The 17758-nt window shown below is 23.5% G+C and carries 17 protein-coding genes and 1 pseudogene; 10 read left to right on the top strand and 8 right to left on the bottom strand.

The genetic code is table 4. The features are described from left to right. Positions 1 to 4 precede the first annotated feature (4 nt). From mutM to ACQH25_RS01095, 6 genes are all read left to right on the top strand, one after another. Positions 5 to 835 carry a DNA-formamidopyrimidine glycosylase gene (gene mutM / locus ACQH25_RS01120; protein ID WP_425381448.1) on the top strand — a complete coding sequence of 277 codons (831 nt, stop codon included), beginning with the start codon at positions 5 to 7 and terminating at the stop codon, positions 833 to 835. A 173-nt stretch (positions 836 to 1008) separates the two neighbouring features. Continuing rightward, complete coding sequence (locus ACQH25_RS01115) at positions 1009 to 2127, top strand: DnaD domain protein (RefSeq protein WP_425381447.1); 1119 nt, start codon at positions 1009 to 1011, stop codon at positions 2125 to 2127. A 44-nt stretch (positions 2128 to 2171) separates the two neighbouring features. Then, positions 2172 to 3116 carry an ATP-binding protein gene (locus ACQH25_RS01110; protein ID WP_425381446.1) on the top strand — a complete coding sequence of 315 codons (945 nt, stop codon included), beginning with the start codon at positions 2172 to 2174 and terminating at the stop codon, positions 3114 to 3116. A gap of 566 nt (positions 3117 to 3682) precedes the next feature. After that, a complete protein-coding gene (gene gap, locus ACQH25_RS01105; RefSeq protein ID WP_425381445.1) occupies positions 3683 to 4690 on the top strand; it encodes a type I glyceraldehyde-3-phosphate dehydrogenase in 1008 nt (335 codons plus the stop codon). A 140-nt stretch (positions 4691 to 4830) separates the two neighbouring features. Then, positions 4831 to 6021 carry a phosphoglycerate kinase gene (locus ACQH25_RS01100; RefSeq protein ID WP_425381444.1) on the top strand — a complete coding sequence of 397 codons (1191 nt, stop codon included), beginning with the start codon at positions 4831 to 4833 and terminating at the stop codon, positions 6019 to 6021. A gap of 367 nt (positions 6022 to 6388) precedes the next feature. After that, entirely contained in the window at positions 6389 to 7084 is a 696-nt protein-coding gene (locus ACQH25_RS01095) for a hypothetical protein (RefSeq protein WP_425381443.1), read from the top strand. A gap of 91 nt (positions 7085 to 7175) precedes the next feature. On the opposite strand, the gene ACQH25_RS01090 is transcribed toward ACQH25_RS01095, so the two are convergent. From ACQH25_RS01090 to ACQH25_RS01065, 6 genes and pseudogenes are all read right to left on the bottom strand, one after another. Further along, on the bottom strand, positions 7176 to 7817 hold the full coding sequence (locus ACQH25_RS01090) for a hypothetical protein (RefSeq protein ID WP_425381442.1): 642 nt from the start codon (positions 7815 to 7817) through the stop codon (positions 7176 to 7178). Positions 7818 to 7935: 118 nt separating this feature from the next. Beyond that, positions 7936 to 8937, bottom strand: a complete 1002-nt coding sequence (gene argF / locus ACQH25_RS01085; protein WP_425381441.1) for an ornithine carbamoyltransferase — start codon at positions 8935 to 8937, stop codon at positions 7936 to 7938. Positions 8938 to 8961: 24 nt separating this feature from the next. Next, positions 8962 to 10057: pseudogene (locus ACQH25_RS01080) on the bottom strand (arginine deiminase family protein). Between the two features lie 265 nt (positions 10058 to 10322). Beyond that, positions 10323 to 11138: a hypothetical protein gene (locus ACQH25_RS01075; RefSeq protein WP_425381440.1), complete on the bottom strand. Its 816-nt coding sequence runs from the start codon at positions 11136 to 11138 to the stop codon at positions 10323 to 10325. A gap of 56 nt (positions 11139 to 11194) precedes the next feature. Beyond that, on the bottom strand, positions 11195 to 12850 hold the full coding sequence (locus ACQH25_RS01070; RefSeq protein WP_425381439.1) for a DAK2 domain-containing protein: 1656 nt from the start codon (positions 12848 to 12850) through the stop codon (positions 11195 to 11197). 26 nt (positions 12851 to 12876) lie between these two features. After that, complete coding sequence (locus ACQH25_RS01065; protein ID WP_425381438.1) at positions 12877 to 13170, bottom strand: hypothetical protein; 294 nt, start codon at positions 13168 to 13170, stop codon at positions 12877 to 12879. Between the two features lie 454 nt (positions 13171 to 13624). On the opposite strand from ACQH25_RS01065, the gene ACQH25_RS01060 reads away from it, so the two are divergent. Continuing rightward, positions 13625 to 14140 (top strand): hypothetical protein, encoded by a 516-nt coding sequence (locus ACQH25_RS01060; RefSeq protein WP_425381437.1) that lies wholly within the window; start codon positions 13625 to 13627, stop codon positions 14138 to 14140. Positions 14141 to 14151: 11 nt separating this feature from the next. Further along, positions 14152 to 14292, top strand: a complete 141-nt coding sequence (locus tag ACQH25_RS01055) for a hypothetical protein (protein WP_425381436.1) — start codon at positions 14152 to 14154, stop codon at positions 14290 to 14292. Positions 14293 to 14313: 21 nt separating this feature from the next. Here ACQH25_RS01055 and hpf read toward each other — a convergent pair whose 3' ends face one another. Next, positions 14314 to 14700, bottom strand: coding sequence for a ribosome hibernation-promoting factor, HPF/YfiA family (hpf, locus tag ACQH25_RS01050; protein WP_425381435.1), 387 nt, complete (start codon positions 14698 to 14700; stop codon positions 14314 to 14316). Between the two features lie 119 nt (positions 14701 to 14819). Beyond that, positions 14820 to 15953, bottom strand: a complete 1134-nt coding sequence (locus ACQH25_RS01045; RefSeq protein WP_425381434.1) for a hypothetical protein — start codon at positions 15951 to 15953, stop codon at positions 14820 to 14822. 175 nt (positions 15954 to 16128) lie between these two features. On the opposite strand from ACQH25_RS01045, the gene ACQH25_RS01040 reads away from it, so the two are divergent. Together ACQH25_RS01040 and ACQH25_RS01035 are read left to right on the top strand one after the other, a co-directional pair. Then, positions 16129 to 16419: a hypothetical protein gene (locus ACQH25_RS01040; RefSeq protein WP_425381433.1), complete on the top strand. Its 291-nt coding sequence runs from the start codon at positions 16129 to 16131 to the stop codon at positions 16417 to 16419. Positions 16420 to 16482: 63 nt separating this feature from the next. Next, positions 16483 to 16599, top strand: a complete 117-nt coding sequence (locus ACQH25_RS01035; protein ID WP_425381834.1) for an Hsp20/alpha crystallin family protein — start codon at positions 16483 to 16485, stop codon at positions 16597 to 16599. Positions 16600 to 17758 lie beyond the last annotated feature (1159 nt).

The following is a 17758-nucleotide window of genomic DNA, read 5'->3' as shown; positions in this document are numbered from 1 at the left end:
TAAAATGCCAGAATTACCAGAAGTAGAAATTGTCCGTAAAACTTTACAACCACTTTTAATTAAACATAAAATTATTGGTGTTAGAATTTTTTTAAATAAAATTATCAAAGCACCAACTGTTCAACAATTTTCAAAACAGATTATTGGCCAAACGATAAATGATGTTCAAAGAATTGGCAAGTTATTAATTTTTATCTTAGATGACTATGTATTATTAAGTCATTTACGGATGGAAGGAAAATATTTTTTACAAAAAAATGATGAATTAATAGACTGAAAACATATTTTATTAGTATTAGAATTAAATAATAAATATGAACTACGATATCATGATACAAGGCAATTTGGAACCTTTCATTTACAAAAGATAAATGAATATCAAAAAATAAAACCTTACATTAATATTGGACCAGAACCTTTTGATCAAAAAGTAACTGCTGAATATTTAAAAAATAAATGAAAAAATAAAAATCAAAGCATTAAACCAACATTACTAGAACAAAATATTATGAGTGGTTTAGGTAATATTTATGTTGATGAAGTATTATTTTATGCTAGAATTCATCCTGAGAGTATCACCAAAAATTTAACAATTACACAATTACAAAATATTATCAATAATGCCAAATTTATCCTTAATAAATCAATAAAACTTGGTGGTTCATCAATTAATACTTACACATCAAGTCTTGGTGTCACAGGTTACTATCAACAAGAATTACAAGTTCATACTAGAGTAAATATGCCCTGCTTTAAATGTCATACTACCATTAAAAAAATAAAAGTAAATCTTCGTGGAACTTACTTTTGTAGTCACTGTCAAATTAAATATTAATTGTGGAAAACTTAAAAACATTATATTAATAAAGCATACTTTTAATAATTAATAGTGGATTAAATGTGGATAACTATGTGGTTTAATCATTTTGCTTTATTTATATTCTGGATGTGCATATAATTATCATACCATTAAAGAATGGATAGTAAAAAGAAAGTTAGGGAATTAATATGAACAGAACAATAAAAGATATTGATATTTTTAAGTTGAGCCAATTAGAGCATATCAATAGTGAGGATTATCAAATTTTATTTATGTTATATCAACCAATAATTGGTATTGAAGCAATAAATTTATATTTAACTTTAGTGCAAGAAAAATTACTAACAAAACGTATTAATCTAGATTTTAATCACGGTCGCATTAAATCTTTATTAAAACTAAGCTCGACACAATTGCTTGTTGCCTTTCAACAACTTGAAGCAGCCAATCTTATTAATACTTACTATTACTCTTTAAAATCTACTTATATTTATCAACTACGTTCACCACTATCTGCCGATGATTTTTTTGCTAATACTTATTTAAGTTCACAACTTCTTACACAATTAGGAAGTTTAAATTATGAAAGACAAAAATTTTATTTTTTAAAAAGTGATATTGAAATCACAGAAGATTATGTTAATATTACTCAGCAGGAAAATACAATCCCTCAACCCTTAACATTAAAAACAGCACTCAATAATATTTATTCTGTACAAGAACAAAGTGAAATTCCTAAACCAATTTATTCATTTCAAAATAAAATGCAAAGTCATATCATGAAAGTTAATTTAAGTACTTATGATAATAAAATTGTATCTAAAGATAATTCACAAATTATTAATACTACACTAAATTTAATGCAACAAAAATCACCTGAGGAATACTTAAAAAATTTAACAGGGAAAGCAATAATTAATGATAAAATAAAAACAACATTAGAAACTTTAACTAATAGTTTTCACTTAAATAATGCTGTCATTAACTGTTTAATTGAATATGTCTGATTTAAAAATAATAAACGCTTAGAACCAAACTATATTATTAAAATTGCCGAAACTTTTCAAGAAAATAAAATTAATAACATTGATGATGCTTTACGTCATTTAAAACTTGCTTATGCCCATAGTAAAAAGAATCCACAACAAAAATTTCAACAAGAATCATTATGAGCAGCAACAGAGCAAGCACCAGCAAATAATTTTAATAAAAATTTAATTAAAAACCATAAAGTTGATAATAATAAAAATATAATATTTACTGAAGAAGAAATAAATAATATTTTAAAGGAATTTGATGCTCACTAATTTAATTAACAAAAAAATTATTATTAAGTAAGGAAATGATAATCATGAAACTTAAAGCAACAACTATTTTAAAAGAAAACATTAATAATGCTGAATTTCATGATTTTATAAAAAAAAATAACTTAACTAATAGTAAATTAGAACCATATGTTGAACTATTAAAAAATTATATTAGTAGTTACAATTTATGTAAAAAACGAGAAAATCTTAACAAATGTGAGCAAAATGTTAAAGGATACCGTTATAAATTAGTAATGTTACCTAATAAAAAGATTAGTTTAGTACTAACTGATTGTCTTCACTCTATTAATCGTTCCATTCAAAAACAAGTACATAATAATTTTTTAATTAAATATTATGATGATAAACTTTTATCACTTTCATGGAGTAAAAATTTTAATGCTTCAACTAATGCTAGAAAACAAATAATTCAATATTTACATCATTCTTTAAAACATAAAAGTTATCAAGGTTTATACTTATATGGTGAGACAGGCAGTGGTAAAACTTTTATCTTTATCTTATTTGCAAATAAATTAATTCAAAAAAATCAAACTGTTTGTTTTATTGTATGACCAGAATTTGTTATGGATATTAAAAAAAGTTTTAAGAATGATACTGATAGTAATCAACAAATTGAGCAATTAAAAGCTTGTGATTTATTATTTATTGATGACTTAGGTGGAGAAACGATTAGTGCTTGAGAACGTGATGAACTACTATTTAGTATTCTTAATGCGCGAATTTTACCATTAAAAACTACTTTTATTAATTCTAACTATAGTATTAGTGAATTATATCAACATTATTATTTGCGAAATAATAAATCAGAAGAAATTAAAGTTAAACGGTTATTAGAACGTATTCAAACTTTAACAGTACCAATTGAATTAACTGTTGAAGAAGCAGAAAAAATAGGTGAAAAAAATAATATTAATATTGAAAATAGTAATGATGAAGAAAGAGAATATTCAATTGTAAATAACTAAAAATTTTAATAAAGAAAGATAAACTTTTGCCATATTTTCTTCATTAATAGTATTATTTTTTGCTAAAAGTTTATTGAATTCTATTTTTTTAAACTTATCTAAAAAATCTAATAATTTTACAAAAAGATAATATTAGTACTAATAATTATAGTGTAGGTAAAACCCAACAAGATACTAAATATATTGATAAATTTGATAAAAATAACAACTAATGAAACTAATTTATCAAATACAATTACCAAAAGAAATTACTCAAATTGGATTTTATCAAAATGAAAAAAACGAAATTTAAAGTATTAGCATGTCCGTTTTGTAAAAACCCCATTAAAAAAATATAAAACCATGATAACAATTTCATAATCAAAAATACTAATCATACAGCATATTAATATAAAATTAATACTTTTAATAAAATATTAAAAAAATAAAGAAAATAAATTGTTTATAATAACAAATGTTTTATAAATAAATCAATATTTTATAACAAATATTAACAATATTTGTTTATAATATACTTAGTCATTAATCAATATAAAAAACAAACACTTAAAAGGAGTGATTTAATAATGGCAATTAAAATTGCAATTAATGGATTTGGACGTATTGGTCGCCTTGCCTTTCGTCAATTATTTGACAAAAAAGAAATTGATATTGTTGCTATCAATGATTTAGGAAATGTCGAAGCGCTAGCATATTTACTACAATATGATTCAGCACACAGAACTTGAAAACACGGTAAAATTAAAGCAGATAAAACAAAAAATACTATTAGCGTTGATGGTAAAATAATTAAAGTTTGTCAAGAAAAAGACCCAAAAGCATTACCATGAAAAGCTAATGCTGTCGATATTGTAATTGAAGCAACTGGACGTTTTACAACAAAAGAATTAGCACAAGCACATATTGATGCTGGAGCTAAAAAAGTTGTAATTTCTGCACCTGCTAAAGGTGACCTAAAAACTATTGTTTATAATGTTAACCATGATATGCTAAAAAGCAATGATAATATTATTTCTGCTGCTTCATGTACTACTAATTGTCTTGCTCCTGTTATTCACACTTTAGAATCAGAATTTGGAATTATTAAAGGATGAATGACAACAGTTCATGCCGCAACTAATGATCAACGCTTGCTAGACCTAGAACACTCAGATTTCAGAAGAGGACGTAGTGCCATGTCTAATATTGTTCCTGCAGCAACTGGAGCAGCAGCAGCAATTGGTTTGGTTGTTCCTTCTGTTAAAGGAAAATTAGATGGTTCAGCAATGCGTGTTCCAATTATTACTGGTTCAATTGTTGACTTAACAATTGAATTAAAGAAAAATGTTAGTGTTGACCAAGTTAATGCTGCCATGAAAAAACATAGTAGTGAATCATTTGCTTATAATGAAGATCCAATTGTTTCAACTGATATTATTGGTTCAAGTTTTGGCTCAATTTTTGATGCAACATTAACAAAAATTATTGAAGTTGAAGGTAAACAAATTGTTAAAGTTTTTGCTTGATATGATAATGAAATGTCATATGTTTCACAATTAGTAAGAACAATTCTACACTTTGCAAAACTAAAATAATTTTATTAATAGTTTAATTAAAATGTTAAGCTACAAAAAATGCATCTTGTAATTGGTAAGATGCATTTTTATTAATAGTTTTAAAAATATATTAAAATTATATCAAAATAGTAACACCAAAAAAAGGAGATGAAAATGATATGAATAAAAAAACACTAAAAGATCTAGATTTTAAAAATAAAAAAGTTATTGTTCGTTTTGACTTCAATGTACCATTAGTAAATAATAAAATTACTGATGATACTAGAATTAAGGCAAGTATTGAAACTATTAAATATCTACAAAGTCAAGATGCAAAAATAATTATGCTATCACATCTAGGAAGAATTAAATCAGAAACTGATAAAATAAAAAATAGTTTAGCTCCTGTTGCTAAAAGATTAAGTGAAATTTTGAAAGAAAATGTAATATTCGTTAATGAAACGCGTGGTATTAAACTTGAAACAGCTATTAACAATCTTAAAAATAAAGAACTATTATTAATCGAAAATACTCGTTTTGAGGATTTAAATGATAATAAAGAATCTGGTAATAATCCAGCATTAGGTAAATATTGAGCACATCTAGGTGATATTTTTGTTAATGATGCTTTTGGAACTGCCCATCGTGCTCATGCATCTAATGTTGGTATTGCTACTCACATAAAAAATAGTTGTATTGGTTTATTAATTGAAAAAGAATTAACAATGCTTAATAAGATTACTATTAATCCTGAACATCCTTTTATCGCGGTACTTGGTGGTGCCAAAGTATCAGATAAAATTGATGTTATTAAACAATTACTAACAAAAGCCGATAAAGTTCTTGTTGGTGGTGGTATGGCTTATACTTTTATGAAAGCATTAAACTATCAAATTGGTGATTCTTTATTAGAAAAAGATAAAATTGAAATTGCTAAAGAAATTATTATATTAGGAAAAGAAAAATTAGTATTACCTATTGATTTTGTTGTTGCTCCTGAATTTAAAGATATCAAAGGTAAAATCACTACTAATGAAAATATCGATGATGGATATGAAGGAATGGATATTGGTCCAAAAACAATTAAACTATTTGAAAATGCTTTAATTAATGCAAAAACTGTATTTTGAAATGGACCCTTAGGTGTTTTTGAAATGAGTAATTTTGTCAATGGCACAAAAGATATTTGCAAAAGTATTTCCCAACTAAAAGGAGCCTTTACGCTAATTGGGGGTGGTGATAGTGCAGCAGCAGCCGTTAAATTTGGATATCAACATAAATTTAGCCATATTTCGACAGGTGGTGGTGCATCATTAGAATATTTAGAAGGTAAAGAATTACCAGGGATTAATGCTATAAAAAATAAATAGCAATATCATTAATCAAGATTAAACAACAAGTATTGCTATCATTATTAGTTTATTTTTAGTTAATTATTCTTGGAAAAAATAAAAATAATGATTTATTTTAATAATTATTACTATTAGTTATTTATCATCAATAATATTTTATCAAAAATTAATGGCATTAAATGCATAACTAAGTTATAATCAAAAAAACTATTAAATACACATTATCTTATTTAAATCTTGTTTTCCCCTCCCAGATTTAATGCTTTAAACAAATTGATATTTTACAACAATTTGTTAAAATAGTAAGAAATATTAAAATTATATAAAATCATTTAAGTAACAAATATTTTTAAACCACTACCCAGCGAAAGGAAATAATAAAATAATGTTTAAATGATTTCAAAAAAAGAAACAAAAAAGAAAAATAAAATTAATCAAAGAATATTTAACTATAATTAATATAATAAATTTACTGATAAAAAAAATAGAAAATATTAAAATTAACTTTACTGAAATCACATTTTATTTAAAGGATACCAATTTATTTTTTTATAATCTTAATCAGTATAATCTTGAAAATAATGAAAAAAAATATTCCTTCCAAACAAAAGAAGAAGCAATAAATTTTTTAGAAGAATCCCAAGCAAAATATGAAGAAAAAATAAAGAAAATTAGTAATAAAAATAATAAAAAATATCAAAACTTAATACCATTAAATGAAGAAATTGAAATTAATCAATCAGAAGAATTATCACTAGCAAAAATGATAAAAAATCCAATAACATTAAAAAATAAAAATAATGATTTAATAAAAATTAACTTAAATGATCCAATTGATAATAATATAGATGCCAATTTATTGATAGCAAAAAGTGAAACTGATAGTAACAATGATTTACAATCATCAAATGAACAAGCAAAAACGACAACACTATCTTCTTATGTCTATCATGATAGTACACCATCACTATCACAACAACATTTAAGTTTTTCTTCAACTGAAAATTTAATAAATGAAGATACCGATCACTTAACTAAAAAAGATTTAACCTCTAAAATTAAAAAATATAATATTTTTTAATTTTAACTTCTTTGTTATCAAAATTTAGCAATAATAATTAAAATTACATATCAATATATAATAATTAATGTTCTTCTTTTAAAAAAGAGCATTAATAAACTAGCAACTGGCAACTACTATTAGTGCTTGCTTCATCACTTTCTGATGAATTATTTACGATATTATTAATCTCTCTAACTAATATATAATCATAATCAAGATTAACTAATTCATTAATAACCAAATAACTTAACTTATTTACCAGCTCTTCTAATGGTAATTGACAAGTGATTAACTCTTCTTGACTTTTTAGTTCTGCTTTTTTATTATTTAATTCTGTTAATATGTTTTCTAACTCAACTTTAATATTTTCATTATCACTATTAATAATAGTATCAAAATTATCGCGTAAACTTTTAATATCACTACTAAATTTACTAATATATCTTGCTTCAGCTTGTTTTTGATATCATTCAGAAAATATTATTTTACGGAAAAATGGTGTAACAATACTCAAGGTCAATAATGAACTAGCAATGGCACCTATTAACATACTAATAGGTAATGAAAAAGGACTTTCAGTATCAAGTTCAGTAGTTAATTTTTTATTATAAAGAAATCCTAATCCAATCCCTGGTAATGGACTAAGCAAAAAAATACTGCTAACAATAGCAACTTTTTTTCACGTTGTTACTTTTTGATTTTGATATATTAATTGTATATTTTCAGAAGAAAATATTTCTTGTCTAATCATATTGCTTCTCCTAATTTTAATTTAAATTACTACTAATAATATAATAACAGGATAAATCTTTTTCTAATAATTACTTTAAATTTAATGATAAATATAACTTCACTATAATTATCATATTTTATTTTAAAGTTGCTAACATTACTGCTTTAATAGTATGTAGATGGTTTTCTGATTGTTGAAATATCTTTGATGCTGAAGATTGAAATACTTCATCAGTAACCTCTAATTCACCTGTTCCCCCATATTGTTTAATAATCTCTTGTGCAATTTGTGTTTTATCATCATGAAAACTCGGTAAACAATGCAAAAATATAGCATTTGGTTTAGCAATTTTCATCTTTTCCTTATTAACTTGATATGGTATTAAATCTTTAATGCGTTGTTTTCATATTTTTTTATCCTCACCCATTGATATTCAAACATCAGTAGCAACAACATCAGCATCTTTACTTGCTGTTTTATAGTCTACTGTTAATGTAATAGAACCACCAGTTTCTTGAGCAATATCTTGACATTGTTTTAAAAGTTGTGGATATGGTCATAAATTTTTAGTAGAACAAATTACTAAATTCATTCCTAATTTTGCACTAATAATCATATAACTATTAGCCATATTAAAACGAGCATCACCAAAATAAACAAATTTAATACCTTTAACATCCTTAATTTTTTTACATTCTTGAATTGTCATGATATCGGCTAGCATTTGCGTTGGATGATATAAATCAGTTAAAGCATTCCATACAGGAACACCAGCATTTTGAGCTAAATCCTCAATATCAGTTTGTTTATAACCACGAAATTGAATACCATTATAAATTTTACCAAGAACTTTAGCAGTATCACTAATTGATTCTTTAACTGCAATTTGACTACCAGTCGGTCCAAAATATGTTGAATGCATCCCTAAATCATAAGCTGCAACCTCAAATGCACTTCTGGTACGTCTTGAATCCTTTTGATATAATAAAGCAATATTATAACCTTTTAATGGTTGTTTTTCAGTTCCTTTCTGTTTTGCAATTTTTAAAGTAGCAGATAATTCTAATAAATAATAAATTTCTTCTCGAGTAAAATCTAATAAACAAATAAAATTTCTACCTTTTAAATTAATAGCCATGACTCACTTTCTTCCTTTCAAATTCTAAATATCTTCTTTTCAAATTGGCATTGACATACAATGTGGGGCACCACGACCATCTGATAATTCAGAAATAGCAATCTCATAAACTTTAATATTAAATTCTTTTAATTTCTGAATGGTAGTATGATTACGATCATAAGTAATAATAGCACCAGGAGTAATTGTTAAAATTATTACCAGCATTTCATTGTTCTCTTGCTTGAAGCATTGGTTGTTCACCACTACATTTAATAAATTTAATTGGTTTATTGAGAATAGAACTTAAGTAATCTTTTAATTTTTGTTTTACTTGCTTTTGACCATTTTTAGTAATTTTAAATATTTGAAATTGATTATTAATATCAAAAATAAAAGCATGAACAATAAATTTATCATAATCAATATTAGTAAAAACAGTATCTAAATGTATAAAAGCACGATTTTTAGTCTTTAAATCTAAAACAATAATTTTTTTAAAATTATTTGAACTATCATTAATAAGTTTAGTAGCACAATATTTAATAGTTTCAATACTTGTTCGTTGTGAAACACCAATAATAATATTTTTAACATTTAAAACTAAAATAGCACCGCCCGCAAATGTATTTTTGTTAGAACGATCATATCAGAAATTAACTTGTTTTTTAAATCGAGGATGATGTTTTAAAATTAAATCAACAAATAAAATTTTTCTTCTTCACCTTTCACTACACATATAACTAATTATTATAACATTACCAACACTAACAAAAGGATCTCTTTGAAATAATAAATTTGGTAATGGTTCAATTACTAATGGATATTGATGAACATTTTTAATTACTAATTCAAACTTAGTAACACCAGCAATTATTTTATTAATTAATTGTTGATCTGAAAGTTGAATTAAATAAGAACGTACTTTTTCATCTTGGATAATAACTTCTGCAGCAAGTTTTTCAATGTATAATACTTCAACATCATGTTCTATCAAAATTTTAACAAATTGATGATGTTCAACTTGTGCTATTGATAAATTAGGTGTTAAATTTAATAATTCTTCACCTCGATGATGCAATAAAACAGTTTTTAATTTTCTAATCTCTGAATATACATTAATAGCATACTTACTTTTCATTCAGTATTCTCCTTAACTTAAAAATATTCTTTTTTCTCTCTCATAATTAACATTTAAAACCTTTTTTTATTTTTTTGCAATAAATATACAAAAAATCAGTAAATTTTAAATATATTAACTTATTAGTTTAATATATTTAAAATTTAAAGATAAAATCTTAAGAATATAATAATTAATGTAAATAAAAAATCAACAAATGAAAAACTAAAATATTAATTAAATAATTAAATAAAAAATTTGTACCTATAAATTAGGTACAAATTTTTTATTTTTTATTCTGTTGGATATACATAACAATACGTAAAATAAATTGCAATATTTCATAAATCATACGAATTAAATAATAAATAAATTTAATTTGAAAAATTCAGCCGATAGCACGAATTTCTTTTTCATTTAAAATACCAACTAAATGTTGACAAATTTCTTTCCTTGATTTAGCATAAAAAACCATTTGCATTAAAGAAAAAATAATTAATAAAATACTTCCTAAAACTGATAAAACAATGGAAAATGTATTAGCACCGTTTGCTGATAAAGTAATTCAAGAATTATTAGGAGAAATAGCAAATAAAATAGCAAATATAAAAGGAATTAAAATAAAAAATAATATTATTTTACGAGAAAAGTCTCATCAAAAAGTATTAAAACGGCTACTATTGGAACTACTTACTGCTCAAGTACTTTCCATTGCCATTGCTAAAGTATAAATAGAACGACGATGATAAGTTCATGGTAATAATCTTAAAGTAAAATTACCATTATTAAATAAATATGGTCTTAAATAAAAGAATTTAGACTCAACAGTAATACTATTAACATTACCAAATCCTTTGAACTTTATTCTTTTTGCATTAATACCATATGTTTTTAAATATTTTTGTGATAACTCACCACCAGTTAAATTAGCACTATTTTCACGTTGAAATAACGAATATTTAATTCAAGTAACAAATCAAATCATAGTAACAATAAATAAAATCATACCAACAATAGCTGCTAAACTTGCTAAGACAATTAAACTAGTTGATCAAGTTTTTGGATCATCTGGATTAACTGCTGATAGTAACGAATTAATCATAATATTCTCCTTTCTAAATATTTAAATAGAGTTTACAATATTATAATAACATAGTATTACTCAACAACAAAAAGAAAGTTATAAACTTCTTGATCACCATCAATAAATTCGTACTCAATATCATAATCTTCATCTAAAATTTTTTTTATAAAATTAACTTGATCTTTTGAATAATCTTTACCTTTAAAAATAGTAATTATTTCAGCACCATGTCAAATTAATTTAGCAAATAATCCCTTAATTGTACTATTTAAATTTTCATTTGAAGCAACAATTTTCTCTTTACCATCCTTACGTAAACTAACAGCGGAAAAAAAATGTTTTTTCTCAATTTTAATACCATCTATTTCAACATCACGATCAGCAATCGTTATATAACCAAAAGCAACATTTTTAATTTCAGAACACATAATTTTATTATTTTCTTTTGCACTGAATTCAGGATTAAAGTTCAAAGCAGCACGCATACCTTGTGCAATATTCTTAGCAGGCAATACAAAAACTTTTGATTTTTTTTCTAATTTTCTTGCTTGTTCTGCTGTTAAAAGTAAATTACTATCATTTGGTAAAATAAAAATATTTTTTGCATCAACAATTTCAATTGCCTTTAAAAAATCATCTGTTGATGGATTAATTCTTTTTGAATAAATAATAATATTATTAACTTTTAGTTCTTCTCTAAAAAAAGTTTCAATACCACGACCAGGAACAGCAGCAATTATCGCAAATTTGTTATTTAACTTACGAGTTGGTTTAATAGTTTGGGTATGTGCTTTTGCTTGTTCAGTCATATTTTCAATTTTTACTTTTAAAATTTCACCAAATTTTTGAAAATAATTTAAAATTTGACCAGGTTTCAAAGTATGAACATGAACTTTAATTAAATCTTCATTATCAACTAAAACTATTGATTGACCATCCATTGTTTCTAAATCAGTTCGTGTTTTATTTAAATTAAAATCTAGTTTACTAACCTTGTTTAATTTTACAATAACTTCTGTACAATAACCAAAGTTTTCTTGATTTAAAACCATTTCTAGTTTTGCTGTATCTTGTTGCTCTAACTTTTTCTTAGGAGCAATAGCTTTACCATGTTTTAAACCATAAACCATACCCTCAACAATATAAACTAAACCAGCACCACCCGAATCAACAACTCCTACTTTTTTTAAAATTGGTAATAAATCAGGTGTTCTTTTTAATGATTCATTCATCCCCTCCAATAATTTTTCAAAAATAAAAAGGAAATCTTTACCTGCAATTTCGATTTCATTAATATAATTAGCACCATCTTTAACAATAGTAAGAATAGTACCTTCTACTGGTTTCATAACAGCACGATATGCATACTCTTGAGCACTTTTTCAAGACTTTAATAAATCTTCATTGCTAATAACATCGTTTTTTAAATCTTTTGCTTTTAGAACTTGAAAAAAACCACGAAAAATCTGAGATAAAATAACTCCAGAATTACCACGAGCACCCATCATTAAACCATGAGAAAAAGTGGTTGCAAATGTTTTTAGATTATCATATTCCTTACCATTTAATTCTTTTATCCCGTTCATCATCGTTAAATTCATATTTGTTCCAGTATCACCATCAGGTACGGGAAAAACATTCAACTTATCAACTTCAAAATGATGATTATAAAGATTATTAGCACCACTAATAAGCATAACTTTTAAGATTTTAATATCAATTTTTTTCATTTAATTTCACCTAATATTTTCTTTTACTATTCTTCAATTAAATCATGAACAAGAATGTTAATGACTATATAATCTTGATGTTTAATAATCTTTTCAGTAATATACTTTAATTTTTTTTGGGCTTGATTCATAATATTTCAAATATTATTATTAAAAAAGCAAACTATATTAATATCAACAATTCAACCCAAGTCAGTTTTGTTAACTTTAATTCCGTAGTCACTATCTTTTTCATAAATATTGGCAACACCAGGTACAGATAAAATACTTTCTGATAATGATTTTTTAATAACCTTCATAATATCTTTATCTTTTTCCACATAATCACCCCTATTACATTCATTATAAGCGAAATTTAGAAAAGAAAATTACTTATAATTTTTTATAATCACTTATATTATACCTATTATACCTAATATAATATAGCAAGACAATAAATAATAATGTTAAAGATTTTAATACATATTTATATTTAAACATTATATAATAGAAAATAATAAAATTAGAATATAAAACCATTGCTAGGCAGATTTAATTATTTTTTTACTTATTGTAAATAATATAATTGATTGAAATTTTATATAATATAAAATAATATTTATTTATTAAGATAAAAGTGTTAATTATATTAATAAAAGATAGAAATCATTTTGTAATTAGATATCATTACAAAATGATTGTTTTGAAAGGGATAGTAACATGCTAAAAACTACAATTAATTACTTACCAACTTCGACTCAATATATTAAAACTTTTTGTGATTATATATTCAACATGTTAACAGAGAAAATAGAACATATTTATAACTCGATTAAAAATTTCACAGATAAAAAACTTATTACATTTTTGACCAATGAAAAAATTGCTAATGAATTTAATAAAACAAAAAATATGGAATTAAACTCATTAATAAAAGAATTTTATAATATACATCAAAAAATTAAAATTCCAGTAATAACAGTAAATCAAAAATTAACAATAGAATCAAAAAAAGAAATAAACAAAGTTTTTAATAATGCAATTAGTTTAACAATAATTTTTTATAAAATTTGCATAATTGATGATGCAACTAATAATGATATTAGTGATTTTTTTATTGAAAAATATAGAAAAAAGATTATTAATATTTTTAAAAATTTATATTATGTATATTATCATTATTATTATCTTAAATACTTTAGAATTAAAGATACTAAAAAACAGCAAAAAAATAAAACAAAAAAACAAAAAGATAATTTAGATATTGAATTAATTAAAGAAATAAAAAAAGTCTTCAATATGCTCTTTTAACAATAAATAAGATGGATACAGATATTCATAAACGTAATTTAAAAGTAATGTCAAAAGAAGATTTACAAAAAAAAGCAAAAATGGCAGAAAAAGAAAATAACACATTAATTTCAGATAAAAAAACTAATGTTAATAATTGTTTAATTTCTTAAACATTTTTTCAATTTTAATTATTAATTATCTTCTTCTGTTACATCAATAATAACTTTGCTATTATCATCAAGAATTTCTTTAGTTATAAATTCACTAACACTTTCAGTACTACTAGCAATAGTTTTTAAACGGCTTAATTGCTTTTCTAATGGAACTAACAGTTGATTAATACCAATATAAAGATCATGATTTTCTATTAAACACTGTAAAAAATTATTATTTAATAACTGGATATGAACAGAAATATGATAGGTATGATTACCATTTTTTTCAATACCAACTTTAGCAATCATATCTTCTTTAAGATATTTAGAATATTTTTCTTGTAAATAATTAAAATTCCTATTAACAGCATTTTTAATTTGAGAAGTAATACTAATATTTTTTCCGTGAATAATAACTTGCATGACTAATTGCTCCTATCTTTTAATTATTATATACATTTTCGCATAAACAAATAAAATTTAAAAGATAATAGTGTTTTAATTGTCAATATTTTCTGATAATTAACCTTAAATATATCAATTTATTTTTTATGTTTTCATTTTTTTTGTTTTAAAATATTTTCTTTGCCATTAAAAGTAATAGCTGTTTTTCAACGTGGATAATTATTTGCTTTAGTAATAGCATTAATATTATTCATTGGTTGCAAATTACTAATATCAGAAGTTCCACCATGTGATAGCGGACATTGATAAATAATTGTTCATTTTAAACCTTTAGGATCATCATTAAAATTAATATTATTAATAAAACTATTTTTAAACATTAATGCTCCTGCATAATCTTTTCGGTATAACTGTGGATTATAATTTTCAATGATTTCTCCTTTATTTCATACTGCTTCAATTTGTTGTGATGTTCAGGTTGCTTCATCATTAACAGTACTGTTAGTAGTAGTAGTTGGAATAGGAGTTAGGTTGTTAATTACTTGGGGATCAATTAATTTTGATTGTGACAACGGATTACCAGCAGTATTATTAATAATAATACTAATACCTTGACTTTCATTAGGAAGCCGTTCTGTAAACACAGTTGGTGCAGTAGTTTGTTCAATAAAAGGTGAATTTTGTCTATTATTATTAATAGATACTGCTTCTATTGATAATAACTCTTCATTATCTGCTGTTACTAATTTATTCTTATTTTCTCTTTTTGTTAAGTTAGCAATTATTAATGATAAACAAAAAAATACTAAAAATAAACAGCAAATAATCGCCAAAGCTCATGGCAAAGCAAAAAATAAAATATCACTAATACGTTTGCTCATAACAAAATTATAAAAATTTTGATAACCATAACCGATTAACAATCCCGAACTACCAAGAAAAATTATTGATACTAACATTATCATTAATGATAATAATAAAGTTATTACTCCATACTTAGTTAAAAAAAGAAATGGCAACGTAATAACTATTAAAATTAAAACAGCAAAAATTAAAATAAAAACTGTAAAAAACTGAAAAGTAAGATTAAAGTTAATACCTTGTTCAGTAATTACTCTATTTAAAATAAGTAAAATTTCAGTAATATTAGCACGATAAAATATAAGTCATAATACTCAACTTATAATTAAAGTTACTGCCATTACTCCTGAACTAAAAATAATTCCTCAACGATTATGAGCATTAATGTTTCTATAACTCGCTACTGACATCTCTATATTAAAACTCCATAATTCTAAAATCTTATTAAATCTTATATATTAAATTTTATCATAAATGATGATTACCATGTTTAATGACAATTAAAATACAAACAAAATATTAATAAATTTGTAATTAGCAATCATATTACTATATTGCCAATTAAAAAAAATGGAGGTGTTAAATATGAAAAATGAAATTTCACAAATAAAAAATAAATTAGATGTCCAAAACAATTTTTCTAGACGTAATTACTTAACTGATATATTTGATAATTTTTTTAATGATATTATAGATTTTTCTTATCCTTTAACTTTCAAAAATAACGGGGAGAAAACATTTTTACCAAAAACAGATGTTTTTGAAAATGATTCTGAATACTGTTTAGAAATTGAATTACCTGGTGTTTTACAAGAAAACATTGACTTAAAAATAAATAATAATGTTCTTACAATAGAAACTAAAAAAGAATGTTAATGAAAAAAATAAAAATTTTCATATTCAAAAAAGATATTATGGTTCGTTCTCCCGCTCAATTAGTTACCATCTAATATAAGTGAAGAATTTATAGATGCTAATTTTAAAAATGGTATATTAATTGTTAAAATTCCTAAAAAGAGCAAACAAAAACTAAAGAAATTACAATTAAATAATTAAAAATAAAACTACTCAATTGAGTAGTTTTATTTTTATGTTTTTCATGTTTTAATATTTTTAATATTAATAAATTTGAATATTACTTTTTTAATTTTCACTCTTTAAATTTTGATATCTTTTTTTAACTTCTGCAACTGATTTTTTAAAATTAATAATTTCTGCTACATTTTTTGTTCTTAATAAAAAATGATTGATATAAACAAAATTAGGATCATATTTTTTTGGTGTAAATAAAGGTTAAAAATTCTAATATATTGTTGAGGATCAAATCTTATTCCTGCTACTCATTGTCATAAACATTGATTAATAATTGGAACATAATCAATTAATTTTTGAGCAAAATATTTTTCTTCGCATCTTCAATCAATATTTAAATTTTTTTTACTAAATAAGAGATACAAATCATACGGACACGATTATGCATAGTACTATAATTATTTAATTCATTCATACCAGCAACATTAAATGAATACCAATTTCTCCTTTTGTTTATTTTTTAAAATTTTCCACTTTATTATCTCAACTAATATGATTCATTTTTTTAATTCAATTTGTTCTGAATTTTCATTTTTTCTATCATAGCATTATAAGTGGCTTGATAAAAAAATCTCTTCACATCAGTTGTCTAGAAAAATTATTATCAAAATAACCAAATCTTTCAATTGCTCAAAATGAACTTCACGAATAAAAACTATGCCATAATAGCCGTACTATATAAGAAGTACTATTTTTAATCAAGTAAATTTTATCAAATTCAATGTGATAATCTTTTGATAAACGAGTAACAATAATTTTTATTTTCTCTCTTGTTAATGGCAAATTGAAATCATCAGCTTTCAATTGTCTAATATCTTCCTATTTCTCCTTCTAAGGTTCAAAAATACTTGAATTATTAATAAAATAATTTTCTAAGTTTAAACTAGTTTGCAAAAAAAATAAGTATAATATTTATAAAGAAAAATATACTTTTTTGTCCTATTATTTTAATTTTTAATAAATAGGTTTTATTTTGAAAGGGGATAAAAATAAAAAAAATTAATAAAGTGTATTGATATAACACATTTAAATTACTACCAAGTTCTAGCAAAAATTAGAAGATAAAATAAAAGAGTTAGAAAAACAATTAATAGAATGTCAAGAAAAAAAATGAAAAAGTAGA

Source organism: Spiroplasma endosymbiont of Polydrusus pterygomalis (assembly GCF_964030825.1).
Taxonomy (GTDB): domain Bacteria; phylum Bacillota_I; class Bacilli_A; order Mycoplasmatales; family VBWQ01; genus Spiroplasma_E.
The sequence above is the reverse complement of the archived record's forward strand: the minus strand, read 5'-3'. Positions and strand labels throughout refer to the sequence as shown.